21 protein-coding genes are annotated in these 26,091 nt (G+C 64.2%); 10 read left to right on the plus strand and 11 right to left on the minus strand.

Going from position 1 to position 26,091, the window contains the following annotated elements:
* Nucleotides 1–75: 75 nt before the first annotated feature.
* The 5 genes from EN862_RS13250 to EN862_RS13270 all read left to right on the plus strand — a co-directional run bounded on the left by EN862_RS13250 (nucleotide 76) and on the right by EN862_RS13270 (nucleotide 7,572).
* Entirely contained in the window at nucleotides 76–1,629 is a 1,554-nt protein-coding gene (locus EN862_RS13250) for a Do family serine endopeptidase (RefSeq protein WP_127867193.1), read from the plus strand.
* Nucleotides 1,630–1,834: 205 nt separating this feature from the next.
* Nucleotides 1,835–2,509, plus strand: a complete 675-nt coding sequence (locus EN862_RS13255) for a response regulator transcription factor (RefSeq protein WP_127867194.1) — start codon at nucleotides 1,835–1,837, stop codon at nucleotides 2,507–2,509.
* An 8-nt stretch (nucleotides 2,510–2,517) separates the two neighbouring features.
* Nucleotides 2,518–3,996 (plus strand): HAMP domain-containing sensor histidine kinase, encoded by a 1,479-nt coding sequence (locus EN862_RS13260; RefSeq protein ID WP_127867195.1) that lies wholly within the window; start codon nucleotides 2,518–2,520, stop codon nucleotides 3,994–3,996.
* 105 nt (nucleotides 3,997–4,101) lie between these two features.
* The gene (locus EN862_RS13265; RefSeq protein ID WP_127867196.1) at nucleotides 4,102–7,077 is read left to right on the plus strand and encodes a bifunctional [glutamine synthetase] adenylyltransferase/[glutamine synthetase]-adenylyl-L-tyrosine phosphorylase; all 2,976 of its coding nucleotides are present in this window, start codon (nucleotides 4,102–4,104) and stop codon (nucleotides 7,075–7,077) included.
* A gap of 273 nt (nucleotides 7,078–7,350) precedes the next feature.
* Nucleotides 7,351–7,572, plus strand: coding sequence for a hypothetical protein (locus EN862_RS13270; RefSeq protein WP_245519570.1), 222 nt, complete (start codon nucleotides 7,351–7,353; stop codon nucleotides 7,570–7,572).
* Between the two features lies 1 nt (nucleotide 7,573).
* Here the strand turns inward: EN862_RS13270 and EN862_RS13275 are convergent, their stop codons facing one another.
* A complete protein-coding gene (locus EN862_RS13275; protein ID WP_127867198.1) occupies nucleotides 7,574–9,895 on the minus strand; it encodes a PAS domain-containing sensor histidine kinase in 2,322 nt (773 codons plus the stop codon).
* Nucleotides 9,896–10,076: 181 nt separating this feature from the next.
* Complete coding sequence (gene pepN / locus EN862_RS13280; protein WP_127867199.1) at nucleotides 10,077–12,722, minus strand: aminopeptidase N; 2,646 nt, start codon at nucleotides 12,720–12,722, stop codon at nucleotides 10,077–10,079.
* A 204-nt stretch (nucleotides 12,723–12,926) separates the two neighbouring features.
* Here pepN and EN862_RS13285 point away from each other — a divergent pair, with 204 nt between their 5' ends.
* Complete coding sequence (locus EN862_RS13285) at nucleotides 12,927–13,874, plus strand: DMT family transporter (protein WP_127867200.1); 948 nt, start codon at nucleotides 12,927–12,929, stop codon at nucleotides 13,872–13,874.
* 1 nt (nucleotide 13,875) lies between these two features.
* Here the strand turns inward: EN862_RS13285 and EN862_RS13290 are convergent, their stop codons facing one another.
* The 3 genes from EN862_RS13290 to EN862_RS13300 form a co-directional block, all read right to left on the minus strand.
* Nucleotides 13,876–14,688, minus strand: coding sequence for a helix-turn-helix transcriptional regulator (locus EN862_RS13290; RefSeq protein ID WP_127867201.1), 813 nt, complete (start codon nucleotides 14,686–14,688; stop codon nucleotides 13,876–13,878).
* 242 nt (nucleotides 14,689–14,930) lie between these two features.
* A complete protein-coding gene (locus EN862_RS13295; protein WP_127867202.1) occupies nucleotides 14,931–15,875 on the minus strand; it encodes a uracil-DNA glycosylase in 945 nt (314 codons plus the stop codon).
* Nucleotides 15,876–16,076: 201 nt separating this feature from the next.
* On the minus strand, nucleotides 16,077–16,715 hold the full coding sequence (locus tag EN862_RS13300; RefSeq protein ID WP_127867203.1) for a hypothetical protein: 639 nt from the start codon (nucleotides 16,713–16,715) through the stop codon (nucleotides 16,077–16,079).
* Nucleotides 16,716–16,941: 226 nt separating this feature from the next.
* Between EN862_RS13300 and EN862_RS13305 the strand changes: the two genes are divergently transcribed.
* A complete protein-coding gene (locus tag EN862_RS13305) occupies nucleotides 16,942–18,645 on the plus strand; it encodes an electron transfer flavoprotein-ubiquinone oxidoreductase (RefSeq protein ID WP_281035847.1) in 1,704 nt (567 codons plus the stop codon).
* Nucleotides 18,646–18,828: 183 nt separating this feature from the next.
* On the plus strand, nucleotides 18,829–19,428 hold the full coding sequence (locus EN862_RS13310) for a DUF922 domain-containing protein (protein ID WP_127867205.1): 600 nt from the start codon (nucleotides 18,829–18,831) through the stop codon (nucleotides 19,426–19,428).
* Between the two features lie 94 nt (nucleotides 19,429–19,522).
* Here EN862_RS13310 and EN862_RS13315 read toward each other — a convergent pair whose 3' ends face one another.
* The 6 genes from EN862_RS13315 to EN862_RS13335 all read right to left on the minus strand — a co-directional run bounded on the left by EN862_RS13315 (nucleotide 19,523) and on the right by EN862_RS13335 (nucleotide 23,819).
* Nucleotides 19,523–19,915 (minus strand): hypothetical protein, encoded by a 393-nt coding sequence (locus EN862_RS13315; RefSeq protein WP_127867206.1) that lies wholly within the window; start codon nucleotides 19,913–19,915, stop codon nucleotides 19,523–19,525.
* A gap of 103 nt (nucleotides 19,916–20,018) precedes the next feature.
* Entirely contained in the window at nucleotides 20,019–21,029 is a 1,011-nt protein-coding gene (locus EN862_RS13320) for an endonuclease/exonuclease/phosphatase family protein (RefSeq protein WP_127867299.1), read from the minus strand.
* A gap of 216 nt (nucleotides 21,030–21,245) precedes the next feature.
* The gene (locus tag EN862_RS13325) at nucleotides 21,246–22,706 is read right to left on the minus strand and encodes an AMP nucleosidase (RefSeq protein WP_245519623.1); all 1,461 of its coding nucleotides are present in this window, start codon (nucleotides 22,704–22,706) and stop codon (nucleotides 21,246–21,248) included.
* A 169-nt stretch (nucleotides 22,707–22,875) separates the two neighbouring features.
* Entirely contained in the window at nucleotides 22,876–23,079 is a 204-nt protein-coding gene (locus tag EN862_RS13330) for a hypothetical protein (protein ID WP_127306839.1), read from the minus strand.
* A gap of 66 nt (nucleotides 23,080–23,145) precedes the next feature.
* Nucleotides 23,146–23,280, minus strand: a complete 135-nt coding sequence (locus EN862_RS37385; RefSeq protein ID WP_281035848.1) for a hypothetical protein — start codon at nucleotides 23,278–23,280, stop codon at nucleotides 23,146–23,148.
* Between the two features lie 197 nt (nucleotides 23,281–23,477).
* A complete protein-coding gene (locus EN862_RS13335; RefSeq protein WP_127867208.1) occupies nucleotides 23,478–23,819 on the minus strand; it encodes a DUF2147 domain-containing protein in 342 nt (113 codons plus the stop codon).
* A gap of 440 nt (nucleotides 23,820–24,259) precedes the next feature.
* On the opposite strand from EN862_RS13335, the gene EN862_RS13340 reads away from it, so the two are divergent.
* Both EN862_RS13340 and EN862_RS13345 read left to right on the plus strand, forming a co-directional pair.
* Nucleotides 24,260–24,526, plus strand: coding sequence for a sel1 repeat family protein (locus EN862_RS13340; RefSeq protein WP_042639605.1), 267 nt, complete (start codon nucleotides 24,260–24,262; stop codon nucleotides 24,524–24,526).
* A gap of 365 nt (nucleotides 24,527–24,891) precedes the next feature.
* Entirely contained in the window at nucleotides 24,892–26,013 is a 1,122-nt protein-coding gene (locus EN862_RS13345; protein WP_095816174.1) for an ABC transporter substrate-binding protein, read from the plus strand.
* The last annotated feature ends 78 nt before the right edge of the window (nucleotides 26,014–26,091 follow it).

Here is a 26,091-nt window from a genome sequence, read left to right on the forward strand (position 1 = left end):
TGTGCGGCTCTCTAATCCTCTTGCCCGAGGATGCTTCGCCTGAGCGCATCCGCGTCGATAGAGGATAAGAAACCCATGAATAATGCCCCCAATTCATTTTCCGGCACCCGAAAGCGCCTGATGGCGGCTGCAGCGTCCCTGGCCGTTATCGGTGCGGTCGGTGCCGGCGCGCTCGCGACCGGCACTGCCCCCGTGCTGGCCGATGCCGTGCGCGTCGAGGCCCCGCAGATGCCGAGCTTCGCCGATGTCGTCGAGCATGTTTCGCCGGCGGTGGTCAGCGTCAAGGTCAAGGCCAAGATTCAGCCGACCGCCGATGACGGCTCCGACGACCAGAACGGTTTCGACAACCTGCCCGACAATCCGCAGCTGCGCCGCTTCTTCAAGGAGTTCCGCGGCTTCGGCGACCAGGGCGGCCAACAGTTCGGCATGCGCCCGTTCAACCATCGCAACCATGGCAATGGTGAGCCACGCCCGGTTGCCCAGGGCTCGGGCTTCTTCATCTCGGAGGACGGCTATCTCGTCACCAACAACCATGTCGTGTCGGAAGGCTCGGATTTCAGCGTCGTCACCAATGACGGCAAGGAGCTCGACGCCAAGCTGATCGGCACCGATCCGCGCACCGACCTCGCTGTGCTCAAGGTCGATGGCGGCGGCAACAAGTTCACCTATGTCGACTTCGCCGACGATTCCAAGGTCCGCATCGGCGACTGGGTGGTTGCCGTCGGCAATCCGTTCGGCCTTGGCGGCACTGTCACCGCCGGCATCGTCTCGGCCCGCGGCCGCGACATCGGCGCCGGCCCTTATGACGACTTCATCCAGATCGACGCTTCGGTCAACCGCGGCAATTCGGGCGGTCCGACCTTCAACCTCAACGGCCAGGTGATCGGCATCAACACCGCCATCTTCTCGCCGTCGGGCGGCAGCGTCGGCATCGCCTTCGACATCCCGGCCTCGACCGCCAAGCAGGTCGTCCAGGACCTGATGAAGAGCGGCTCCGTCCAGCGTGGCTGGCTCGGCGTCGAGATCCAGCCAGTCACCTCCGACATCGCCGAGTCGCTCGGCCTGAAGTCGGACAAGGGCGCGCTGGTGTCGAGCGCCCAGGACGCCGGCCCGGGCAAGAAGGCGGGCATCACCGCCGGTGACGTCATCACCCAGGTCGACGGCAAGGATGTCGCCTCGCCGAAGGACCTCGCCCGCATGATCGGTGCGTTCGCTCCGGGCAAGTCGGTCGACGTCACCGTCTGGCGCAACGGCAAGAACGAGACGGTTAAGGTCGATCTCGGCACGCTGCCCGCGAGCGACAAGCAGGCCTCGAACGACGACAACAACAAGCAGTCGGCGCCCGCCGCCAAGCCCGACACGCTTGCCGATCTCGGCCTGACCGTCACCAAGGCCGAAAACGGCAAGGGCCTCGTGGTCACCGACGTCGATCCCGACAGCGACGCCGCCGACCGCGGCATTCAGCCGGGCGACGTCATCACCTCGATCAATTCGAACGAGGTGAACACCACCGACGACGTCTCCAAGGCGATGACCGATGCCGCCAAGGCCGGCCGCAAGGCCGTGCTGATGCAGATCACCCGCGACGACTCGAACCGCTTCGTCGCGCTGCCGGTCGGCAAGGGCTGAGGTCTCAGAGTTCAGATTTTCCCAGCGGCGGTATCAACACCCCCGAGCCGCCGCCGGGAAAACATGGGGCCGAGCACGTAAGTCAGTCACCGTGTTTCGCTCCTTGGCGGCAGCGGGTTTCCCATCACCCGCTGCCGCTTTAACTTGAAAGCAGGAAGCAATGACTGCCTCTCAACCTTCCAGTGAAATCGCGTATAACGGCTCCATGAAGATTCTCGTCATGGAAGACGATCGCGAGGCGGCGGACTACTTGCAGAAAGCCTTCGCCGAGGCGGGCCATACCGCCCATGTCGCCGGCGACGGCGAGACCGGCTTCGCGCTCGCCGATGCCGGCGACTATGACGTGATGGTGGTCGACCGGCTGATGCCGCGACGCGACGGCCTGTCGGTGATCGCCGCCCTTCGCTCGCGCGGCAACACCACGCCGGTGCTGATCCTGTCCGCGCTGGGCGAGGTCGACGACCGGGTCACCGGCTTGCGCGCCGGCGGCGACGATTATCTCACCAAGCCCTACGCCTTTTCCGAACTGCTCGCCCGCGTCGAGGTGCTGAACCGCCGTGCCGGCACGCGCGAATCCGAGACCGTCTACCGGGTCGGCGATCTCGAGCTCGACCGACTGTCGCATTCGGTCAAGCGCGCCGGCCGCGAGATCACGCTGCAGCCGCGCGAGTTCCGCCTGCTCGAATATCTGATGCGCCATGCCGGCCAGGTGGTGACGCGCACCATGCTGCTTGAAAATGTCTGGGACTATCACTTCGATCCGCAGACCAATGTCATCGACGTCCATGTCTCTCGCTTGCGCGGCAAGATCGAAAAAGGCTTCGACAAGCCGATCCTGCACACGATCCGCGGCGCCGGCTACATGCTGAAGGGTGGGTAAAGCCGATCATGGCTCTTTCCCTGCCGGCCATCATGAAGACGACGGCGGCCCGGCTCTCGGCGCTCTATCTTCTGCTTTTCGCGCTCTGCGCTGTGCTGCTCGTCCTCTACATGACATCGCTGTCGGCGCGCATGCTGACCGCGCAGACGCAGGAAACCATCAACGACGAGGTGCTGGGCCTGGCCCAAGCCTATCAGCGCGGCGGCCTGCCTGTGCTGGTGCGCGTCGTCGAGAACCGCTCGCGCCAGCCGGGCGCCAACCTCTATCTCATCGCCGACGCCAACGGCCAGATCCTGACCGGCAACGTGCAAAGCCTGGAGCCGGGGGTCATCGAGACGCAAGGCTGGACGACCGAGCCCTTTTCCTACCAGCGCTTCGGCGAGGGTGAGCTCGACCGGCTGCGCAGTGGAGCTACCGACCCGCCCGCGCCCCAGACCGGCGACGGCAGCAACCCCCAATCGACAGGCGAAAAGGGCCACAACGCCATCGCCCTGGTGCTGCGGCTGCCAAACCAGATGATCATGCTGGTCGGCCGCGACCTCGGCGAGCCGGAGCGTTTCCGCGCCGTCATCAGCCGGGCGCTGACGCTGGCGCTCGGCATGATGGGCCTGGGCGGTCTCCTGATCTGGTTCTTTGTCGGGCGCGCCGCGCTGAAACGCATCGACAGCGTCTCGGATGCCAGCCGCCGTATCATGGGCGGCGATTTGTCGGGGCGGCTGCCGGTCACCGGTGCCGGCGACGAGTTCGACCGCCTGTCGGAAAACCTCAATGCGATGCTGGCCAGGATCGCTCTGCTGAACGAGGGGCTGAAGCAGGTCTCCGACAACATCGCCCATGATCTGAAGACGCCGCTGACCAGGCTGCGCAACCGCGCCGAGGCGACGCTTGCCGGCCGGCACAAGACGGAAGACTACCGCCAGGCGCTGGAAAGCACGATCGCGGAATCCGACCAGCTCATCAAGACGTTCAACGCCATATTGATGATCTCGCGCCTGGAGGCTGGCTATTCCTCGGAACAGACCGGTCCGGTCGATCTCGCCGCCACGGTGAGCGACGTCGTCGAGCTATACGAGCCGGTCGCGGAGGAGGCGGGCGTGGCGCTCGAAGCGACCGTGCCCGAGGCCTTCACGATCAGCGGCAACCGCGAGCTGATCGGTCAGGCGCTATCCAACATCGTCGACAACGCCATCAAATACTCGACCGACGCCGCCGAGGCGCCGAAAGTGCGGGTGGCGTTGGAGCGCGCCGGAAGCGAAATCAAGCTTACCGTCACCGACAATGGCCACGGCATTCCCGACGACGCAGACCGCGCCCGCGCCACCGAGCGTTTCGTGCGCCTGGAAAAGAGCCGCTCGCAGCCGGGCTCTGGCCTCGGCCTCAGCCTCGCCAAGGCCATCATGACTTTCCACAACGGCAGGCTTGATCTTTTGCCCGCCGATCCCGGATTGTCCGTGGTGATGAGTTTCCCATTGCGGGACACGCATTAAAGCAGGTCGCGAGAACACGCGACCTGCTTTAAGTTATTGATTTAAGCATGTCTTTGTCCCGAAACCGGCCCACTTTCGGGACACATGCTTTAATGGCGCGGATGAATGGCGAAGAAGAAAATCGAAACCGAGTATCGGCTTAGCCCGACATTGGCGCTCCAGCCTTTGGACGCGAAACACGCCCGGTGCGAATTGTCGGAAATCGCCGACGCCGCCGAAGAGGAGGGGCTTTCCCGCCTTGCTGCGTTCCTGGCTGGCGAGGGGCCGCTGCAGGACCTGCTGGCGGCCGTCTTCGACCTCTCGCCCTTCCTGCGCGACGTCGCGCGCCGCCGGCCGGCAATCCTCGAGATGCTGTTCGACGAGACGGTCGAAGCGCGGCTCGCCGCCATCAGCGCGGCGATCGACGGCGCGGCCCAGGCCGAGGATATCTCGGAATCCGGGCTGATGATGCAACTCAGGCAATGGAAGACCGAAGCGCATTTCCTGATCGCGCTGGCCGATCTTTCAGGAGAGGCGGAGACCTCGGTGACGGTGCGCCGCCTCAGCGATCTCGCCGACGCCTGTACAAACGCCGCCGTCGATTTCCTGCTGCTCGACGCGCACCGGCAAAGCAAGCTCAAGCTGCCGAAGCCGGCGGAACCGGCCAAGGATTCTGGTTGGATCCTGCTCGGCATGGGCAAGCTCGGCGCGCATGAGCTGAACTTTTCCTCCGATATCGATCTCGTCGTCTTCTTCGATCCGGAGGCGCCGGCCGTCATCGATCCGCTCGATGCGACCGAGCTGTTCTCCAGGCTCACCCGCCGTCTTGTGCGCATCCTGCAGGACCGCACCGAGCATGGCTATGTGTTCCGCACCGATCTCAGGCTGCGCCCCGATCCCGGCTCGACGCCGCTGGCGATCCCGGTCGAGGCCGCGCTTCGCTATTACGAGGCGCGCGGCCAGAACTGGGAGCGCGCCGCCATGATCAAGGCGCGGCCGGTTGCCGGCGATCTCGCAGGGGGCGCCGCCTTCCTCAAGGAATTGCAGCCCTATGTCTGGCGCAAATACATGGACTATGCCGCGATCGCTGACGTCCATTCGATCAAGCGCCAGATCCACGCCCATAAGGGCCATGGCGAGATCGCCGTGAAGGGCCATAACGTCAAGCTCGGCCGCGGCGGCATCCGCGAGATCGAGTTCTTCGTCCAGACCCAGCAGCTCATCGCCGGCGGCCGCTTTCCGCAACTGCGCGGCCGCGAGACCGTGGCGATGCTGGGCGCGCTCGCCGCGCACGGATGGATCACCGCCGACGCGCGCGATGCGCTCACCCGGCAATACTGGTTCCTGCGCCGCGTCGAGCACGCCATCCAGATGGTGGCGGACGAGCAGACGCATATCCTGCCCGACAGCGACGAGGAGTTGGAACGCGTTGCGCTGATGCTGGGTTTCGCTGGCGAGGCGGAGTTCACGCAGGCCTTCCGCGCTTCGCTGCAGCAGGTCGAGCGCCATTACGCGGCGTTGTTCGAGACAGCGCCGGAACTGTCGGCGGGCGTCGGCAATCTGGTCTTCACCGGCGACGTCGACGATCCCGACACGCTGCAGACCTTGCATAGGCTCGGCTTCCACCGGCCGAGCGACATCTGCCGGGTCATCCGCGGCTGGCATTTCGGCCGCTACCGCGTCACCCAGTCGGCCGAAGCGCGCGAACGGCTGACCGAACTGACGCCGGCGCTGCTCAAAGCCTTCGGCCAGACGCGACGCGCCGACGAGGCGCTGATCCGCTTCGACGAGTTCCTCGCCGGCCTGCCGGCGGGCATCCAGCTTTTTTCGCTGCTGCAATCCAATCCGGCGCTCTTGAAGCTGATGGCGACGATCATGGGGGCGGCCCCACGGCTGGCGGCGATCATTACGCGTCGCCCGCATGTCTTCGACGGCCTACTCGACCCGGCGCTGCTCACCGAGCTCCCCAACCGCGCCTATCTTTCGGCGCGGCTTGCCGCCTTCATCGAGGGCGACCGCGCCTATGAGGATGTGCTCGACCGCCTGCGCATCTTCGCCTCCGAGCAGAAATTCCTGATCGGCGTGCGCCTGCTTGCCGGCTCGATCGATCCCGCGCGGGCGGGGCGCGCCTTCTCCGATCTCGCCGACTTGACCATCGAGGCCGCGCTTCAAGCGGTGATCGCCGAATTCGCGCTGCGCCACGGCAGCATCGCCGGCGGCAGGGTGGCGCTGCTCGGCATGGGCAAGCTCGGCAGCCGCGAGCTCACCGCCGGTTCGGATGTCGATCTCATCCTGCTCTATGACCATGACGCCGATGCGGAGGATTCCGACGGCGACAAGCCGCTAGCGCCGTCGCACTACTATACCCGCATGACGCAGCGCCTGATCGCCGCCGTCTCGGCGCCGACGGCCGAAGGCGTGCTCTATGAATTGGACCTGCGCTTGCGCCCATCAGGCAACAAGGGGCCGGTCGCCACCCATATCGACGCGTTCAAGAAATATCAGCGCCAGGATGCCTGGACCTGGGAGCACATGGCGCTGGCGCGGGCGCGGGCCATCGGCGGCGATGCCGAACTCTGCGCCGAGCTCGACGATGAGGTGGCGGCGGTGCTAGCGCAGCCGCGCGATGCCGCCAAGGTGAAAGCCGAAGCCTCGGACATGCGCGCCTTGATCGAGAAGGAAAAGCCGCCGCGCGACCTCTGGGACATCAAGCTGATCCCGGGAGGGCTCATCGATCTGGAATTCATCGCCCAGGTCGCGACCATCACCGGCAATGTCGAGCCCAGCCGCCGAGTGACGGCGACGGCTGACATTCTGGCGCGGCTCGCCCCCGGTTTCGCCGCACCCGATATCCGCGAAGAGCTTGCCGAGGCCTACCGGCTCTATCTGGCGCTGACCCAGATGATCAGGCTTTGCCTCACCGGCGAGTTCCAGCGCGACGATGTCCCGCCGGGGCTTTCGGACTTGCTCCTGGCGGTCACCGACCTGCCGGATTTCACCGTGCTGGAAGCGCATCTCAAGGAGACGTCGCGGAAGGTCAGGCAGGATTTCGACCGTCTGCTTCGTGCGGGAGCGTCGCCATCAACCGCATCGTCGCCATGAGATTCCCCGGGTGGCACATTAGCCACAGTTAATATTAATCGGCGATCCGGTCTTGCACCATTGGCAGAGGTGTCCCGTAATGGGTCAATGGGTCTGGCACCGCAATTGCACTGTCAGCAATGCCGGGGCGTCAATTCACCCCGACGAAGGGGGGCCTCGCCGCTTCGCAAATGGAGCGGCGGGTTCTTTCACAACGGCTGACGTGAAAGCCCTCCAAATCGCCAAAACTTGGGGCGCTGGGCAACTATGGAACTTCAGAAATTCTTGGTGGGCATGTTCGCAGCGTCATTCACGGTGGCGGTCTGGGCTGGCATGGAAACTGGTTCCGTCTGGACGGCGCTCGGATGGGCAATGCTGGCCATGGTCGTTCTGCAGGTCGGGTATTTCGGTCTCGTCGTCACCTTGGTCTATAGACGGGCATCGAAAGGCGCCGAGGCAAGCCCGGCGCCGGCTGCCGCAAACGATCTAAACCCCACTGGTTCGAAACCGGTCTAACCTAAGCCGCAGCCTTCACCGCGGCCGGCGCCTTCTTCACCGGGATGCGCACCGACACGATCGTGCCGACGCCTTCGGTCGAGCGGATCTTCAGCGCGCCGCCTTGCAGCTCGGCCAGCGAACGCGAGATGGCGAGGCCGAGGCCCGAGCCGGTGTGGTTCTTGGAGAATTGGTTCTGCACCTGCTCGAACGGCCGGCCGAGCTTGCTCAGCGCCTGCTTGGGAATGCCGCAGCCATTGTCCTCGATGGTGAGCAGCAGGGCGCCCGACGTGTTGCGCGCCCTGACCGTGATCTTGCCGCCCTGTCCGGTGAACTTCACCGCGTTGGAGAGCAGGTTGATGGCGATCTGCTTGATGGCGCGCCGATCGGCATAGACCCGCATCGCATCGGCGATGCGCGTCTCGACATTGATCGACTTCTCCGCCGCCTGCAGCGAGATCACCCGCACCGTTTCCCTGATCAGCGGGCAGAGGTCGATCTCTTCGCGATCGAGCGAGAACTGGCCGGCCTCGATCTTCGACATGTCGAGGATGTCGTTGATGACGCCGAGCAGGTATTTGCCGCTGCCGTTGATGTCGGTCGCGTACTCCTCGTAGCGCTCGGAGCCGAGCGGCCCGAACAGGCCCTGCTGCATCAGCTCGGAGAAGCCGATGATGGCGTTGAGCGGCGTGCGCAGCTCATGCGACATGTTGGCGAGGAACTCCGACTTGGCGCGGTTCGCCGCCTCGGCGCGCTCGGTTTCTTTCATGTATTTGCGGTTGAGCTCGACCAGTTCGCTGGAGCGTTCCTCCTCGGCGCGGCGGGCGAGGCTGAGATCGTGGATCGTCGCCATCAGCCGGCGCTCGCTGTCGACCAGCTTTTCCTGATGCAGCTTGATCTGGGTGATGTCGGAGCCGACCGAGACGATGCCGCCGTCGCGTGTCCTGAGCTCGTTGACCTGCAGCCAGCGCCCGTCGGCAAGCTGGCGCTCCAGGGTGACGCCGCCATGTGGCCCGTTGGCGTTGGCGAGCCTGCGCTCCGAGGCGAAGGCCAGCATCCGCTCCTCCAGCGCGTCACGACCGACGCCCGGCACGACATCGCGGTCCGACAGCCCATTGTCCTTCTGGAACTTGGAGTTGCACATGATCAGCCGCTCGGAGGCATCCCACAGCACGAAGGATTCGTTGATGTTTTCGATCGCGGTTCTCAGTCGCATGTCGGCCGCTTCCGAACGCAGCGCCAGATGCCGCTGCTCGGTGACGTCGACGGCGATGCCGATCAGCTGGATCTCCGGCGCTTCCGGGTCGATCACCTGGGCGCGGGCCCGCATCCAAACCCATTGCCCGTCGGCGTGGCGCATGCGGAAGACCTGGTCGATATGGTCGATCTCGCGTTCGACGATGCGGTTGGCGAGCTCGAACAGGTCGCCGTCCTCGGGATGGATGATCTCGTCGACCTCGCCGAAGGAAAGCATTGAATCGCAGGGCTCGTAGCCCAGCATGTCGTACATCGAGCGCGACCAGTACATCTTGCCGCGCACCATGTCCCAGTCCCACAGGCCGCAGCGGCCACGCACGAGCGCCATGTCGATGCGCTGATGCGCCTCCAGGTAGATGCGGTCCGCCGCCTGGGCGCGCGCCGCCTGGCCGAAATAGGCGTAGAGGATGACGATCAGCACGCCCGCTGTCAGCACGAACAGCGTGACGTTGAGCGACATCGACTTGCGCCAATTGTCGAACACCGCTTCCTGCGGCACCAGCACGGCGGCCGCGTGTTTGCGATCGCCGCTGAGGCTGACGGCGGCAAACCAGTCCTGTCCGGCGATCGAGACATCCATCACGCCGGCGCGGTCGCCGAACATGAACAGCGGCTGGCCGCCCAACACCACACTGTCCAGCGTGCGGCCCTGCCAGCCCGTCGACAGCGGCGAGACGGCGATGACCTTGAAATTGGCATCGGTGATCGCGAGCACATGGGCGCGGCTCATGGCGCCCTGCCGGCTGGTGCTTTCCAGCAGGCTGACGGCGTTGGCGCCCGCGGCGTTGGGGTCTGCCGTGATCGCTTGCGCGATCTGGCCGGCGGCAAGCGCCAGCACCGCCTTGGCGTCGCGCTCGATCTGGTCATGTTCGTTCATCAGCGACAGGAAGCGCAGCGCCGCGATGACGATGAGGAAAATAACGATCAGCGCCGGGATCGACCGGCGCAGAAACGGCTCGGCGGCCAAGAGCCGCTGATAGGTGGGTTCGGCGATCAGGCGCGTATTGCCGGCAAGTCCATCGCTCCTTGCCTTGCGACGCGCAAAAGCCTTCCCTCCGGGCGCGCCCCACGCGTCCGCCTTGGCCATAAATGGCACTCCCCGATCTGCCGTATACTGGATGACCCGGATACGCCGCACGCCCGAATCGCCATTAAAGAATCAAAGCCGATTCGCCTTGTCCAGTGGCACGGGCGAAAAAGATTAAAAGTTGATTGAAATTTGTCGTTTCGCCTTCCCTTCTCCCGCAAGGGGAGAAGGGAAGCTGGCGCTACGCCAGCGTGCGCTCCACAATGTCCCGCAAATCCGCCGACAGGTTCTCGACCTTAGCCATGTCGAGCAGCGCCTGCTTGGCCTTGGCCTGTCGTCCGGTCTCCAGCGAGCGCCATGACCTCAGCGCAGTCGCCAGCCGCGCCGCCACTTGCGGATTGCGCTTCTCGACCTCCAGCACCGTCTCGGCGAACAGGCGATAGCCTTCGCCGTCGGCGCGGTGGAAGCCGGTCTGGTTGGCGCTGGAGAAGGTGCCGATCAACGAACGCACCCGATTCGGGTTGGCGATCGAGAAGGCTGGATGCCGCATGAGGTCGCGCACCTTGTCGACGGTCCGCGCGCCGGGCACGCCGGCCTGGATCTGGAACCATTTGTCGAGCACCAGCGCGTCGCCGCGATAGCGGGCCTCGAAGGCTGCCAGCGCCTCTTCGGCCTCGGCCGTGCCCGAATGGCGATGCGCCAGCACGGCAAGTGCTGCGGCGCGGTCGGTCATGTTGGTGGCGGCGTTGAAGTGCCGCGCGGCGAGGCCCGCGCCGTCCGGCAGCAGCGAAAGATAGTCGAGCAAGGTGTTGCGTAGCGCCCTGCGCCCGGCGCTCGCCGCGTCGGGGCTGAACGGACCCTTGTCGGCAAGGCTGCCGTAGAGCGCCAGGAAGGCCTCGCGGTTTGCCTCGGCGATCGTCCGCGCCAGCGCCTCGCGCGCGGCGAAGATGGCGTCGGGGTCGATGCCCTTGCCGATGTCGCGGGCAATGTCGGCTTCGCCTGGAAGCGTGAGCGCCAGCGCCCGGTAGGCCGGCTCCAGCGCCTCGTCGCCGGCGATCCTGCCGGCAAGCTCGGCCAGCCGTGCCGCGAAGACCGGCTCCTTGCCACCGAGCACTTGCCGGAAGGCGGCGATCAGCGCGTCGGTCAAAAGCGTGTTGAATGCCTGCCAGCGCGAGAAGGGGTCGCTGTCATGCGCCGCGAGGAAGAACTGGTCTTCCGGTTTCTGCTGCACCGAAAGCGTGATCGGCGCCGAGAAGCCGCGGTTGAGCGACACCGAAGGCCGCTCCGAAACGCCCGAAAAGCGCACCGTGTGCCGGCGCTTACGGATATGGATGACGCCGTCATCCACCGTCGCGCCCTCGACGGCGTCCCAGGTGACAGGCTTGCCGTCGGCGCCGACAAGTCCGAACGCAAGCGGAATATGCATCAGCCGCTTGCGGCTTTCCGACGGCGTCGGCGGTACCGACTGCTCGATCTCCAGCGTGAACTCCCCGGCCGCCGCATTATGCGTGGAGCTCACCGTCAGGTTCGGCGTGCCGGCCTGATGGTACCAGAGTGCGAATTGCGCGAGGTCGCGGCCCGACACGTCCTCGAAGACTTTCAAAAAGTCCTCGATCGTTGCGGCCTGGCCGTCATGCCGCTCGAAATAGAGATCCATGCCGGCACGGAAGGTCTCCGGCCCGAGGATGGTGCGGATCATGCGCACCACTTCCGAACCCTTCTCGTAGACGGTCGCCGTATAGAAATTGTTGATCTCGCGGTAGCGCCGCGGCCTGACCGGATGCGCCAGCGGCCCTTGATCCTCCGGAAACTGGTGCGCGCGCAGCGTGCGCACCTCGGCGATCCGCTTCACCGCCCGCGAACGCTGGTCGGCGGAGAATTCGTGATCCCGGTAAACCGTCAGCCCTTCCTTCAGGCAGAGCTGGAACCAGTCGCGGCAAGTGATTCTGTTGCCTGTCCAATTGTGGAAATATTCATGCGCGATGATCGCCTCGATATTGGCGAAGTCGGCGTCCGTCGCGGTCTCCTCGTCGGCCAGCACATATTTGTCGTTGAAGACGTTGAGGCCCTTGTTCTCCATCGCGCCCATGTTGAAGTCGGACACGGCGACGATGTTGAAGACGTCGAGGTCGTATTCGCGGCCGAAGGCTTCCTCGTCCCATTTCATCGAGCGCTTCAGCGCGTCCATCGCATAGCCGGCAAGCCGCTCCTTGCCAGGCTCGACATAGATGCCGAGCTCGACCTTGCGGCCCGACATCGTGGTGAAGCTGCCCGCCACCTTGCCGAGCGCGCCCGCCACCAGCGCGAAAAGGTAGGAGGGTTTGGGGAAAGGGTCGTGCCAGACCGCGTAGTGCCGGCCATTGGCGAGCGCGCCGCGTTCGACGGGATTGCCGTTGGAAAGCAAGAGCGGCGCCTCGTTATGCGGGGCTTCGATGCGCACCGTGTAGACCGACAGGATATCGGGACGGTCGAGGAAATAGGTGATGCGGCGAAAGCCTTCGGCCTCGCATTGCGTGCAATAGACGTTGCTGGAGCGATAGAGGCCCATCAGCGCCTCGTTGCGCGAAGGCGCGATCTCCGTCTCCAGGCGAAGCTCGAAGCGCTGTGCTGCCGGCGGCTTCAGGATCGTCAGCCGGTCCGGCGTCGCCTCATAGTCGCCGGCCGCGAGCGTGTGCCCGTCGATGGCAACGCCAAGCAACGTCAGCCCGTCGCCGTCGAGCACCAGCGGCGCCGAGGCGACGACACCTTCGCGCCGTTCGATGATGAGCAGCGCGGTGACGTGGGTTGCGTCCGGCGACAGGCGGAAGTCGAGGCTGGTCGCAGGGATGAGATAGTCGCTGGGGCGATAGTCTTCGAGCTTGAAGACATGGCCTGTATCGGTGCGCATTCCTTGGGCTTTTCCTGTCGATTTCGGTCGGGAGCCAGCGTGGCTGGTCCAGGAATTTTGAGGTGCGCGCTCTTTACACGAAACCGCCACGCGACAAAACCGCGGGATAGGGTGTGTTTTCGCAATTTCCGGTTACACACTTTTCCTGGAATTGCTCTTAGGCTATTTGGCGGCTTCGTTTTCCGACCATTCTGATGAGGCAAGATGACCGTCGATCATGCCGTCGGCCACAGCACGCTGCGCGGCATCACACTGAAGATCGTCTCGGTGACGGTTTTCGTCGGCATGCAGACCTGCATCAAGGCGGCCGGCGACGTGCCCGCGGGGCAGATCGTGTTCTTCCGCTCCTTCTTTGCCATCTTCCCGATCATCGCCTTCCTGGCCTTCAAGGGCGAACTGGCCACCGCCTTCACGACCAGGCGGCCGTTCAACCACATCGCGCGCGGCCTGGTCGGTGTCGGCGCCATGGGGCTTGGCTTCTTTGCGCTGACCAGATTGCCGTTGCCTGAGGCGATCACGCTGAACTATGCCCAGCCTCTGCTGGTCGTCGTGTTCTCCTCGATCTTCCTCGGCGAGACGATCCGCGTCTATCGCTGGAGCGCGGTCGTCGTCGGTCTTGCCGGCGTGCTGGTCATCTCCTGGCCCGAACTGACGCTGCTCAATTCCGATCAGGGCCTGGACGACCAGGAGGTGCTCGGCGTCATGGCCGCGCTGATCGCCGCTGCAATTTCGGCCGTCGCCATGCTCCTGGTGCGCAATCTCGTGCAGACGGAGAAGACGGCAACCATCGTTCTATGGTTCTCCTCGACGGCTTCGGTGCTGTCGCTTTTCACGTTGCCTTTCGGCTGGCAGGCGCTGACGCCGCTGCAGGCGGCACTGCTCGTTTTCGCCGGCTTCTGCGGCGGGCTTGGCCAGATCCTGATGACCGCGGCCTATCGCCATGCCGAGGCTTCCGTTGTGGCGCCGTTCGAATACACCTCGATGATCCTCGGCGTCGTCGTCGGCTATTTCGTCTTCGGCGACGTGACCTCGCTCAACACGCTGATCGGCGGCGTGATCGTGGTCGCCGCCGGCATCTTCATCATCTGGCGCGAGCGGCAACTCGGTCTGGAACGCACGCGCACCAGGACGGCGACGCCACCGCAGGGGTGAGCTACGAAGCCGCCATACGCTCCTTCGCCAGCCGCACCAGCACGGCTCGGGTCTGCTCATCGGCCGGGAAAAAGGATTCGATCGCCAGCTCCGACAGCGTGACGTCAAGCGGCGTGCCGAACACGGTGATTGTGCTGATGAAGGAGAGCACAGTGTCGCCATGCGCCAGCCTGAGCGGATGGACGATGCCGCTCGGTTCGACCGGCGCGGGCCGGCTGCTCTTCAGGCCGGACGGATAGGCGCGCAATTCTCGCTCCAGTTCGATCAGTACCGGATCGCCCGTGGCATCGTTCTGGTGTTTCAGCCGTTCGAGCAGATGCGCGCGCCATTCCGCCAGATTGACGATGCGCGGCGCGACGCCGCCCGGATGAAGGCTGAGCCGCAGCACATTGACCGGCGATTGGAGCAGCGACTGTTCGGAAATATCGGCAAGGAACGGGGCGATCGCGGTGTTTGCCGAAACGAGATTCCAGTGCCGGTCCACCGCCAGCGCCGGAAAGGGCTCGTGGCCGTTGAGCACGGTCTCGACAGCGGCCATTGCTGGCGCCAGCGTTGCGTCACTGAGCGATCTCTCGCTGAAGCTCGGCGCGAAACCCGCCGCGAGCAGCAGCTGGTTGCGCTGCCTGAGCGGGATCGACAGCTGCTCGGCCAGATGCAGCACCATGTCGCGCGAAGGCTGGGCGCGGCCGCTCTCAACGAAGGAGAGATGCCGCTGCGATATATCGGCCTCCATGGCGAGATCGAGCTGGCTCATGCGCCGCCGCGCGCGCCACTCGCGGATCAGGCTGCCGGCGGAGGGTTCGGATGCGGTCATGTGGTAGGACTAGGCTGGGCAGGGAGGGATTTCAATTACGTTCGAGGTAATTGGCGAAGGCGCAGAAGCAGCCGATCTCCACCCTTGTGGGGGAGATGTCCGGCAGGACAGAGGGGGGCGCGAAGGAACGCCAGCTTCTGAAATCCTAAAATTCTCGGCTGGCGTACCGGCCCAATGTTGACAGGCTGGCGGGACAGCGCCCCCCTCTGCCTTGCCAGGCATCTCCCCCACAAGGGGGGAGATCAGCTAGTCGCCAACGCCCGCAACTTCGCCTTCACCTCGAGAAAATCCCGCCACGCCAGCTTCTTGTGCGCCGGCGTTCGCAGGAGATAGGCCGGGTGCAGCGTCGGCATCGCTGGGATCGCAATCCCGGAAGCCGTCGTGTGCACCCGCCAGTTGCCGCGCAGGCGCAGAATGCCTTCGGTCGTGTTGAGCAGCGTCTTGGCCGACGGGCCGCCGAGATTGACCAGCACTTTTGGATTGACCAGCTCGATCTGCCTTTCGATGAATGGACGGCAGATCTCGGTCTCGTGTGGCGTGGGCGTGCGGTTGCCCGGCGGCCGCCATGGAATGACGTTGGCGATATAGGCCGAGGTCCGGTCAAGGCCGATCGCGGCCAGCATGCGGTCGAGCAGCCGGCCGGAGCGGCCGACAAAGGGCAGGCCCTCTAGGTCCTCGTCGCGGCCCGGCGCCTCGCCGACCAGCATCAGGTCGGCCTTGGGGTTGCCGTCCGCGAAGACCAGGTTCTTGGCGGTGAATTTGAGGTTGCAGCCGTCGAAGGCCGCCATGCGTTGGCGCAGTTCATCGGGCGTCGAAGCGCTTGCCGCGAGCTGGCGCGCCGCGGCCGCCTGTGCCTCGTCGGGAACGGCGGCTGCCGCCTGCGCCCGCGCGGGTGCATCCGGAATATTGCTGGCGTCGAGGCCGGATAAGGGCGCTGGTGGGTTCTCAACGCGTTCCGGAGCCTGCTCGGGTGCCGTCCGGCTCTCGGGCGCGGCTTCGCGGCGCGGCGCGGCTGGCGCGCGCTCGGCAGGCCTGCGTTCGGCCGGCCCGCGTCCAACTGGCATTGCCGCTGGTTCGGCAAACCGGTTGATAGGCGCGTCTTCGAGCGCGTCGTCGACGCCGGCGCTGGCATAGAAGGCGAGCAGCTCGGCGATCTCGGCAGGTGTGCTGGGGGAGGCGGCAGTCATGGCGCCACCATTGTCCGCGCGGCGCCGATTTGCAAGGTTGGAGCCGCGTTCGCCCTATTGAAGCATGTCGAGATTCAGGTCAGGCCGAGTCGAAAATGGTGGTTTCCGAGAACCGGAGCGGAGCGTACTTTCCGTACGTGAGCACCGGAAGCGCAGGAAGCCGCCATTTGCAGGCCGGCCTCACCTGAATATCGATGTGCTTCACCCGGTCGGTATGCGCGGATCCTGCACGATGTAGAACGTCCAGCGCGGCGTGTAGTCGGTGATCAGGAAATCGAAAGTTGCTGACTTCAGCGGATCGACCTTGCCGTTTTTGAACAGCAACTGGTCATAGGGTTCGAACTTGCGCTCGAAATCGGCGAAATTGCTGGAGACGATGTTGTCGGGCGTCTTGTTGCGCTGGTCGAAGGACAGGCCATCGCCGAACACACTCGGCTGGTCGAGGATTTCCTGCAGCTCGAACTGGAACTCCACCCAGGGGAGCGCGCTGTTGTTGAGCACGTCGATGCGCATATACATCACGCCGTTGGCGACCTCGCCGGCCTTGCCGAAGGGCTCGATCGGCTTGGTCGCGCGGATGGTCAGGGTCACCGGCGTCGCCGTGTTCAGCTCCTCCTTGATGACCAGCGGATCTTCCTTGGTGCCGATGCCGGACACGCCGGTAATACGAAAGCCGCCCAGCTCGTCGGAGAAGGAATAGGCACCGGTTGTCCAGACCTTCACCGGATCGGCCTCGGCTGGCAGGCTCAAAAAGAGGAGCGGAAGAACCGCCCGCCAGGCCAAGCCAGGCGTGAAGAGCAAGCGCTTCGATGGAAAGCCGGGCGGCCCTGGACTGCGCATGGCGCGAAGTATTGCCGATAACCAAGCCGCCGAACAATTAAAAACATGCAGGCGCCGCCTGGCCTGCCAACATGCCGGGTCTGGCCTATGCTTGGCCATGGCCTGTGTTGCTGCCGTTTCGTAGGAAAACCGCGACTTTTTGTCGAAATCGGCGTTGTCACGTCAGCGCCGGTTTCGCGTCGCGAATTGATGCGCTATGCAGCGCGTGAGCCAGCACAATGCGAGAATGCGGCAAGCTATAGAGGGGTCGATGAGCGATATCGAACGCGAAAGCATGGAATTCGACGTGGTGATCGTCGGCGCCGGTCCGGCCGGCCTTGCCGCGGCGATCCGTCTGAAGCAGCTCAACCCTGAGCTCTCCGTCGTCGTCCTGGAGAAGGGCGGCGAGGTCGGCGCGCACATCCTGTCCGGCGCGGTCGTCGATCCGATCGGTATCGACCGGCTGCTGCCCGGCTGGCGTGAGGAGGGCGATCATCCCTTCAAGACGCCGGTGACGGCGGACCATTTCCTGGTGCTCGGCCCGGCCGGCTCCTTCCGTCTGCCGAACGTCCTGATGCCGCCGCTGATGAACAATCACGGCAACTACATCGTGTCGCTCGGCAATGTCTGCCGCTGGCTGGCGACCAAGGCCGAGGCGCTGGGTGTCGAGATCTATCCGGGCTTCGCCGCGGCAAGCCTCGTCTACAACGAGGCCGGCGCCGTCACCGGCGTCATCACCGGCGACATGGGCGTCGAGAAGGACGGCACGCATGGCCCGGCCTACGCGCCCGGCATGGCGCTGATGGGCAAATATGTGCTGATCGGCGAGGGCGCGCGGGGCTCCTTGGCCAAGCAGCTCATCGCCAAATACCAGCTTGCCGACGGCCGCGAGCCGGGCAAGTTCGGCATCGGCCTCAAGGAGCTTTGGCAGGTCAAGCCGGAGAATCACAAGCCGGGTCTTGTGCAGCATTCCTTCGGCTGGCCGCTCGACATGAAGACCGGCGGCGGTTCCTTCCTCTACCATCTGGAAGACAACCAGGTGGCGGTCGGCTTCGTCGTCCACCTGAACTACAAGAACCCCTATCTCTCGCCCTTCGAGGAGTTCCAGCGCTTCAAGACGCATCCGGCGATCGCCGGCACATTCGAAGGCGCCAAGCGCATTGGCTATGGCGCGCGCGCCATCACCGAGGGCGGCTGGCAGTCCGTGCCGAAGCTGTCTTTCCCGGGCGGCGTGCTGATGGGTTGCGCCGCCGGCTTCGTCAACGTGCCGCGCATCAAGGGTTCGCACAATGCGGTGCTGTCCGGCATGCTGGCGGCCGAGCATGTCGCCGACGCCATCGCCGCGGGCCGCGCCAATGACGAGCTTGCGTCCTACGACGAGGCCTGGCGCGGCAGCGACATCGGCAAGGACCTGAAGAAGGTGCGCAACGTCAAGCCGCTCTGGTCGCGCTTCGGCACCATCGTCGGCGTCGGCATCGGCGGCCTCGACATGTGGCTGAACACGCTGTTCGGCTTCTCGCCCTTCGGCACGTTGAAGCACGGCAAGGCCGACTATGCGACGCTCGAACCAGCGGCGACGCATCAGAAGATCGCCTATCCCAAGCCGGACGGCGTGCTGACCTTCGACCGCCTCTCCTCGGTGTTCCTCTCCAACACCAATCACGAGGAAAACGAGCCGGTGCACCTGATCGTCGGCGACATGGCGCTGCAGCAGCGCTCCGAGCACGACGTCTTTGCCGGTCCCTCGACCCGTTACTGCCCGGCTGGCGTCTATGAATGGGTGGACAAGGACGGCAACGCCGCCGCCGATCCGTCGGCCAAGGACGTGCGCTTCGTCATCAACGCGCAGAACTGCGTCCACTGCAAGACCTGCGACATCAAGGATCCGAACCAGAACATCAACTGGGTGCCGCCACAAGGCGGCGAAGGCCCGGTCTACCAGGGCATGTGAGCCGCTCCGACCGGGCCGCCTCGACCGCCGCTCCAACAAAGCCGGCGAAGGCCCGGTCTACCAGGGCATGTGAGCCGCTCCATCGACCGACAACCGTTTGCGGTTCGGGCTGGCCGGTTGCTTATGCTTGAAATTGCAAGCGGCTTATAGTTCCTTCTCTACGGATAGGGAGCAAAATGGGCCATGCGCCTGGCGGTTCTTACATTCCTCATCACGCTCGGCGGCCTGTACGGCGCCGCCCCAGAGGCCATCGCCGGCACCAAGGTGCTGGTCACGACGCGCAACTATGACATCGCCGGCGCGACCGGCGCTGCCTTGGTCGAAGCGATGAACAGCAAGGGTCCCAAGCACGGCTTCATGACCCGCGCCATCGCCGACACCAGCTATGTGGTGAACTGGAAGCTGGACGTCGACCGCGATGCCGGGGTCTGCAGGTTGCGAGGCGCCGACGGAACGATGGAGCTCACCTACAATTTTCCTCGCCTGGCCTCGCCGCCAACACCCAAGCTCGAGCGGCGCTGGCAGCGCTTCCTCGCCGGCGTTCACGCCCACGAGCACCACCACGGTCGCATTGCCGAGGCCATGATGCGCGCCACCGCAAAGTCCATTGCCGGCCTGAAGCTTGCCGATAATTGGTTCTGCACCGCCACCCATCGCGAGGCCAGGAGCCGGATCGATGCCGTCTACGCGCAATATGAGGCGAAACAGAACGCATTCGACGCGCGCGAGCACCGCGACGGCGGCCATGTCGACCGGCTGGTCAATGCGCTGATCAAAAACTAAAGCATTTCTCCCGAAAGGACATGCGTAAAATCGACGGCCTAACGCGCATGGAGCGAATCCGAAGGATCGCGACGCGCTTCGAGCCGGGACGCGCCTATTTCGCCGGAACGCAGTAGCCGACACTGCGTGCATTGAGCCTGCCGGCCTTCAGGTCGGCAAGCTGCGGCATGGAGGGATCAAATCCCCCCGCATATTGCTCATAGACTTTTCGGTCTAAGGAAAGCTGCTTGCCCGACGAGGTGAAGCCAACTATGCCCGTCTTGCCTAGATAGGCATTCGTGGCCCGCATCCGGCAGAAGAACTTCTTCTCGCCGTTGGAAACGTACCAGCCCAGCGAACCCGACGCGCCACGCGTCAGCTTGCTGGTCTTGTAGCCGCTGCTCTGCAGGTTGGAATAGGATTCGGCATGCGCCGGCGCAACCGAAGCCATCAGCAGGAGAGCCACCGAAGGAATGCCCAGCCTTTTTACCACTTTACCGGCCATCATTGTCCCCTCCCAATTTGGTTCCATTTCGATTGATGGACAATTTGGGGCGGCGGCGCAAGTAATGTCAGTTCCGTCGACTTTCAGTTGAGCTCCCTGAAACAGTCTAGCTACGCGGCTTGTTCAAGAGACCATTCGCCGCCAGCGCCGACTTGTGTTCGTCCTCGGGCGGGTCGCTTGCGGGCGGCAGGGTGAATTCGACCAGCACCGGCAGATGGTCGGAGCCCGTGTCTTCCAGGCGGGCCGACGAGAGGATCGTCACCCCGCCCTTGCTGAACACCTGGTCGATCGGCAGGCCGGCATAGCGGCGCAGGAAGTCCGGCAACTTGCGGTGGATCCAGGTCGGGCCGGCCGAGGGCATCAGCGTCATGCCGCTGAGCCGCGCCACCCGCCGCACCGCCGCGCTCCACGGCACCGCATTGCAGTCGCCGGCCATGATGGCGGTTTCGCCGAGCGCTGCCAGCGGCTCCGCCAGCTCGCCGATCTGCCAGTGCTGCTCCTTCGGCCACGGCCAGCTCAGATGGATCGCGGCGACGTCAACCGGAACGCCGTTGAAATCGATCGCGGCGGTTGCCATCGCCCCGCGCGGCTCGCAACGCGGCGCGGTGCCGGCGGCGAACGGACGGCGCGACAGCAGCGCCACGCCGAATATGCCGTTGGGATAGTCGCACAGGATGCGATAGGGATAGGCGCCGGCAATATAGCTGAGCTCTTTCGCCCACATGCCGGACACTTCGTCGAGCGTGATGACGTCCGGATTGGTCCGGCCGATCAGCGACAGCACCTTCTTCGGCGTCGGGTTGTTGAAGCGCAGGTTCATCTGCAGCAGGCTGTAGACGATCCGGTCGGCAGGCTTCGCGACCGCTTGTTGCGTCGACCATCTAGGCAGCGCGCTCGTGGTCGTGGCGAGGCAGGCAATGGCGAAGACCAGCGCCGCGACGGCCTGCAGCCGATAGGGGCCGGCAAGCAGCGGCAGCGCGAGCAGTACCGTCAGCACGCTCAGATGCATGCGGAAATGCGAGAAGGAATCGAAGGCCGGATGCAGCGTGCCGAAGAACCCGGCCAGCAGCGCGGCCGAGAATGCCGTCATCGCCAGGAATGTCAGCTGAACCATCATGCTCAAGCGTGCACCGCCCGTTGTCATCTGCTCCGACCGCCCACCTATTTCGCCGTGAAGCGGCGAAATGGCTGTCCCTTTGTTCCGACGCAATTTCGGGCGGAAAACCGCCGCGCACTTTTCCAGAAATTGCTCCACGCTATCCGTCCGGATTGCTTATCGGCCAAATTGCGGCTCGCGCAAGACGACCGATTGCCTCGCCGGTTTCGGCGGCGCTTACTGGAATGCCGTTTCCGAGAAACTTCTGAGCTTGCGCGAATGCAGCCGCTCCATCGGCATTTCGGCAAGCTTCTCCATCGCCTTGATACCGATGGTGAGATGCTGCGCCACCTGCCGCTTGTAGAACTCGGTCGCCATGCCGGGGAGCTTCAGTTCGCCATGCAGCGGCTTGTCGGAGACGCATAGCAGCGTGCCGTAAGGCACGCGGAAGCGGAAGCCGTTGGCGGCGATGGTGGCCGATTCCATGTCGAGCGCGATGGCGCGCGACTGCGACAGGCGCTGCACCGGTCCGCGCTGGTCGCGCAGTTCCCAGTTGCGGTTGTCGATGGTGGCGACGGTGCCGGTGCGCATGATGCGCTTGAGGTCGTAGCCGGAAAGGCCGGTGACTTCGGCGACCGCCTCCTGCAGCGCCACCTGGATCTCGGCCAGCGGCGGGATCGGCACCCAGACCGGCAGGTCGTCGTCCAGCACATGGTCCTCGCGCACATAGGCATGCGCCAGAACATAATCACCAAGCGCTTGCGTGTTGCGCAGGCCCGCGCAATGGCCGAGCATGACCCAGGCATGCGGCCTCAGCACCGCGATGTGGTCGGTGATCGTCTTGGCGTTTGAGGGGCCGACGCCGATATTGACCATGGTGATGCCGCCATGGCCAGGCTTTTTCAGGTGATAGGCCGGCATCTGCGGCAGGCGCTGCGGCGGCGTGCCTTCGCTCGGCGCGCCGGCTCCCGCCTTGGTCACGACATTGCCCGGCTCGACAAATTCACTGTAGTCGCCTCCACCACTCTCCATCAATTCGCGAGCCCGCGCGACGAACTCGTCGATGTAGAACTGGTAGTTGGTGAACAGCACGAAGTTCTGGAAATGCTGCGGGCTGGTCGCCGTGTAATGCGTCATGCGGTGCAGCGAATAGTCGATACGCTGCGCGGTGAACGGCGCCAGTGGCCGCGGCTCGCCGAACGCCACCTCGAACGTGCCGTTGGCGATCTGGTCGTCGGTGCCGTCGAGGTCCGGCACGTCGAACAGGTCGCGGATCGGCCGCTTGATGCGCTCGGCGGCCGCGCCGTCGACATAGGTGCCTTCCAGGAAGGCGAAATGCAGTGGAATGGGCGTCGTCGATTCCGACACCGTCACCGTCACGCCGTGGTTGCGCATGATGAGGCGAAGCTGCTCGATGAGGTAGTTCTCGAACAGTTGCGGCTGGGTGATGGTGGTGGCGAAATGCCCGGGCGTCGGCATATGGCCATAGGCCTGGCGCGAGTCGACCTGGCTGAACGAGGTCGTGGTGACCCCGATCTGCGGATAGAAGGCCCGGTAGCGCTTGCTCTCGTCACCACCCGCGGCAAGGGCTGCGAAGGCATCGCGCAGGAATTTGGTGTTGCGGTCGTAGAGCGCCTGCAGCGCCGCGACGGCCTTTTTGGCGTCGTGGAAGTCCTGCGCGCCGAAGGGCTCCGGCATGACGACCGATTCGATGGCTTGGGGGTAGATTCGCTTTTCCATGTCTCAATATAGAGATTTGGAACAGCGGTTGGGAGGGGAAAGCGGGGTCGCGAGAGCCGACAGCGCCGATTTTCTTCGAATGTGTTTAAGGCGCGCTGGTTACGAGCCGGTCGCGCCATCCGACACTCTATAGAGCTTGCCCGCGCTGCAGGCTGACCAGCAGCACAAAGCCGACGCTCCTGTTCTTGTTCGCCGGCGCTTCGATCCGGTGGCCGGTGTCGGCGCGCATCATCGGCACCGCCAGCACTGGGGCGGCGAGCAGCATGAGGATGAGCGTCGCCCGCGGCAGCAGCCGGAGAATCTTCGTTGTGGTGGCGGCGATGCGGTTCATTTTCGTGGTGTCCCGATTTTCAATGTGGTCGATCTTCAACTTTGTCGCTTCAGCGCGTCACTTGGTTCACAGAGCCGAGAACCCAGCCACGGGCCGTTCCCACAAGCGGGCCGAGTGGCCGCCCTCGGCCACCAGGATGGCGAAGAACATGCCGAACAGGCTCATCAGCAGGCAGACGATGGTGAAGCGACGGGCAAGCATTTCTCTCTCCTTCAATGCGGGAGAGAATGCCAAAAAGCCTCTGAACCGGTTCTGAGACCGGCATTCATCTGCGGTTCAAATTGATTGACGGGCTCTTGAAGAGTTGCCGCCGGGCCTGGATAGGGTCAGGCGGAGCGCGCCGCTGCAAAAGAAAACGGGGCCGCTTGGGCCCCGTTTGGACGATCTGGGATTGGCGATCAGAGCTTGTGCCAGGTCTGGCTCTTGCAGATCAGGCCGCCGAGCACACAGCCGCTCATCTTCAGCGAAGTGCCCGAGAGCGTCGCCTTGCCGGAATAGGTCTTGTCGTTCGCCGGGTCGGTGATGCTGCCGGCATATTTGTTGTCACCAGTCGCCTTCAGCGAACCGATCGTCTTGCCCGCATATTTGCCGGTTGTGAGTGTAATGGAGAAGGAGCCGCTGCCGCCGATCGCCGCGGTGTCGCCGGCTTGCGTCTTCCAGTTGCCTTCGATCGGGTCCGCCAGCGCAGCGCCGGCCATGATCATGGTGGCCGCCAGGGCCAGGCTCGTCTTTCGAAACATCTCGTCCTCCTCCCAATGGGCATGCGGCGGGCTCCGGTCCGCCCTTCCAGTCCCTTACGCAAAGGTAAAGCTAATCCAGCTCCCGCCAAAACGAAAGCGGTGCCGCCACGGAAGGTTGCCAGGTTTTTCGCTTCGCGCATGGCCGAAAATAAACGGGACCGGAAAACCGCTTCGGTTTCCGTGGTTAGCGAAGTCTTGATTCCGCTCTCGCCAATTTTCATCGAATTTGACGCAAAACCGCGCAGACGCTGGATTCCCATGCTTAATGAATTTCAGCGTTTACCTCTTGTTTTAGCTTTGTTTTCCTCAAATTAAGCAAGCCATTTAACGACGGATTCAAGGCCAGGCTTCATCCTCGAAAGCATCGAAAGAGCGGCCCGCCCCGAGGGAAATCAAGGGACAGAAGGAGGCAGCTCTCGGGAGCCAGACAGGGGATTGAAATGGCACGTTTTGAAATGCTTGAAGACGGCTTCGGCGCCATGGGAGCAACTGCCCAGGCCGACATTCTTTTCGAACTGGGCATGATGTATGCGACCGGCCGCGATTGCGAGACCGACGTCGTTGCCGCCCACAAATGGTTCAACATCGCCGCGATCAAGGGTTCGGTCCGCGCCGCCGAGCTGCGCTCGGAACTGTCGGCCACCATGTCGAAGGTGGAGATCGCCATGGCGCTGCGCGAAGCCCGCGAATGGATGACGATGCACTGATCCTGCGGACTTAGGTCCGAAGAATTAAGAGACAAGGCCGCGAAAGACGGCCGGCCCACAAGACCAAGAACGCGGCAGGCCAATAAAGGCAAAGCCGTGCGACTAAACAGGGAAGCGAGCGGGTTTCAGGCGCGGGGGCGTCCGGGGAGCTCGACTGCAAAAGCCGCGATCGACCGAAACAAGGTCGGCGCGGCTTTTTGCATTACGCTTGGTAATCACGCGCTTGGCCCAAGAAATCCTCGGCGGAATGAACCAAAACCGGCCTTGCTGTCCTCTCGACAGTTTCGGGGAAGAGTGAAATTGTCCCGGCTCTGTGAAAGAAGCGCGGCCATGCCGCCGTGCACTAGTGGAGGAGTTCTATTGTCATGAAAAAATTGGGTATTTTGAGCGCAGCCGCGTTTGGCCTGATGATGAGCGCCCCGGTTGCCTTCGCCGACGACATCACCATTTCGGTGGTCGGCCCGATGACCGGTCAGCTCGCCACCATCGGTGACCAGTTCAAGCAGGGCGCGCAGGCCGCAGCCGACGCCATCAACGCCGCCGGCGGCGTCAACGGCTCCCAGATCAAGCTCGACATCGAGGACGACCAGTGCGATCCGAAGCAGGCCGTTTCGGTCGCCAACCGCATCGTCGCCAACGGCGTCAAGTTCGTCGACGGCCATGCCTGCTCGGGCTCGAGCATTCCGGCCTCGGCCGTCTATGCCGAAGCCGGCACGCTGATGATGAGCCCGGCCTCGTCCAACCCGGTGCTGACCGATGCCGCCGCCAAGTCCGGCTGGCCGACGATCATGCGCCTCTACACGCGCGACGACGCGCAGGGCGCCTTCATCGGCCCGTGGATCGCCAAGAAATACGCCGGCAAGAACGTCGTCGTCCTTCACGACAAGAGCGCCTATGGCCAGGGCGTTGCCGACGCCGTCAAGGCGACGATGAATGCCGGCGGCCTCAAGGAGGTCGACTATGAAGGCATCAATGCCGGCGAGAAGGACTATTCGGCCCTCGTCACCAAGCTGAAGGAACTCAAGGCCGACGTCGTCTATTTCGGCGGCTACCACCCCGAGGCGGGCCTCATCCTGCGCCAGGCGGCGGAGCAGAACGTCAAGTTCCAGCTGATCATGCCGGACTCGATCGCCTCGCCGGAATTCTGGCAGGTCGCCGGTCCGGCCGGTGAAGGCACCATGTTCGTCTTCCCGTCGGACCCGCAGGCCAAGCCCGAAGCCAAGGACGCGGTCGCCAAGATCAAGGCCGGCGGCTTCACCCCGGAAGGCTTCACGCTGTTCTCCTATGCCGTGATCCAAGCCGTCGCCGAAGGCGTCAAGCGCGCCGGCACCGACGATCCGGCCAAGGTCGCCGAGGCGCTGAAGAATGGCAAGCCGATCAGCACCGTCGTCGGCGACGTCATCTTCGACGAGAAGGGCGACCTCAAGAACGCCAGCTACGACATCAACCAGTGGCACGACGGCAAATACGCGCCGATCCAGCAGTAAGCCGGTATTGATTGTACGAAGGTGGCCGGGCTCGTCCCGGCCATTTTCGTTTAGAGCAATTCCAGGAAAAGTGTGAGC

Source organism: Mesorhizobium sp. M2E.F.Ca.ET.219.01.1.1, from assembly GCF_004016445.2.
Taxonomy (GTDB): Bacteria; Pseudomonadota; Alphaproteobacteria; order Rhizobiales; family Rhizobiaceae; genus Mesorhizobium.

Coding starts and splice junctions, on each gene's coding strand:
- EN862_RS13255 (WP_127867194.1), top strand. CDS start 1,835: ATGAAGATTCTCGTCATGGAAGACGATCGCGAGGCGGCGGACTACTTG.
- EN862_RS13345 (WP_095816174.1), top strand. CDS start 24,892: ATGAAAAAATTGGGTATTTTGAGCGCAGCCGCGTTTGGCCTGATGATG.
- EN862_RS37385 (WP_281035848.1), bottom strand. CDS start 23,280: ATGCTTGCCCGTCGCTTCACCATCGTCTGCCTGCTGATGAGCCTGTTC.
- EN862_RS13290 (WP_127867201.1), bottom strand. CDS start 14,688: ATGACCGCATCCGAACCCTCCGCCGGCAGCCTGATCCGCGAGTGGCGC.
- EN862_RS13260 (WP_127867195.1), top strand. CDS start 2,518: ATGGCTCTTTCCCTGCCGGCCATCATGAAGACGACGGCGGCCCGGCTC.
- EN862_RS13270 (WP_245519570.1), top strand. CDS start 7,351: ATGTTCGCAGCGTCATTCACGGTGGCGGTCTGGGCTGGCATGGAAACT.
- EN862_RS13340 (WP_042639605.1), top strand. CDS start 24,260: ATGGCACGTTTTGAAATGCTTGAAGACGGCTTCGGCGCCATGGGAGCA.
- EN862_RS13315 (WP_127867206.1), bottom strand. CDS start 19,915: ATGATGGCCGGTAAAGTGGTAAAAAGGCTGGGCATTCCTTCGGTGGCT.
- EN862_RS13285 (WP_127867200.1), top strand. CDS start 12,927: ATGACCGTCGATCATGCCGTCGGCCACAGCACGCTGCGCGGCATCACA.
- EN862_RS13325 (WP_245519623.1), bottom strand. CDS start 22,706: ATGCCGGAGCCCTTCGGCGCGCAGGACTTCCACGACGCCAAAAAGGCC.
- EN862_RS13275 (WP_127867198.1), bottom strand. CDS start 9,895: ATGGCCAAGGCGGACGCGTGGGGCGCGCCCGGAGGGAAGGCTTTTGCG.
- EN862_RS13250 (WP_127867193.1), top strand. CDS start 76: ATGAATAATGCCCCCAATTCATTTTCCGGCACCCGAAAGCGCCTGATG.
- EN862_RS13310 (WP_127867205.1), top strand. CDS start 18,829: ATGCGCCTGGCGGTTCTTACATTCCTCATCACGCTCGGCGGCCTGTAC.
- EN862_RS13265 (WP_127867196.1), top strand. CDS start 4,102: ATGGCGAAGAAGAAAATCGAAACCGAGTATCGGCTTAGCCCGACATTG.
- pepN (WP_127867199.1), bottom strand. CDS start 12,722: ATGCGCACCGATACAGGCCATGTCTTCAAGCTCGAAGACTATCGCCCC.
- EN862_RS13330 (WP_127306839.1), bottom strand. CDS start 23,079: ATGAACCGCATCGCCGCCACCACAACGAAGATTCTCCGGCTGCTGCCG.
- EN862_RS13320 (WP_127867299.1), bottom strand. CDS start 21,029: ATGATGGTTCAGCTGACATTCCTGGCGATGACGGCATTCTCGGCCGCG.
- EN862_RS13335 (WP_127867208.1), bottom strand. CDS start 23,819: ATGTTTCGAAAGACGAGCCTGGCCCTGGCGGCCACCATGATCATGGCC.
- EN862_RS13295 (WP_127867202.1), bottom strand. CDS start 15,875: ATGACTGCCGCCTCCCCCAGCACACCTGCCGAGATCGCCGAGCTGCTC.
- EN862_RS13300 (WP_127867203.1), bottom strand. CDS start 16,715: ATGCGCAGTCCAGGGCCGCCCGGCTTTCCATCGAAGCGCTTGCTCTTC.
- EN862_RS13305 (WP_281035847.1), top strand. CDS start 16,942: ATGCGGCAAGCTATAGAGGGGTCGATGAGCGATATCGAACGCGAAAGC.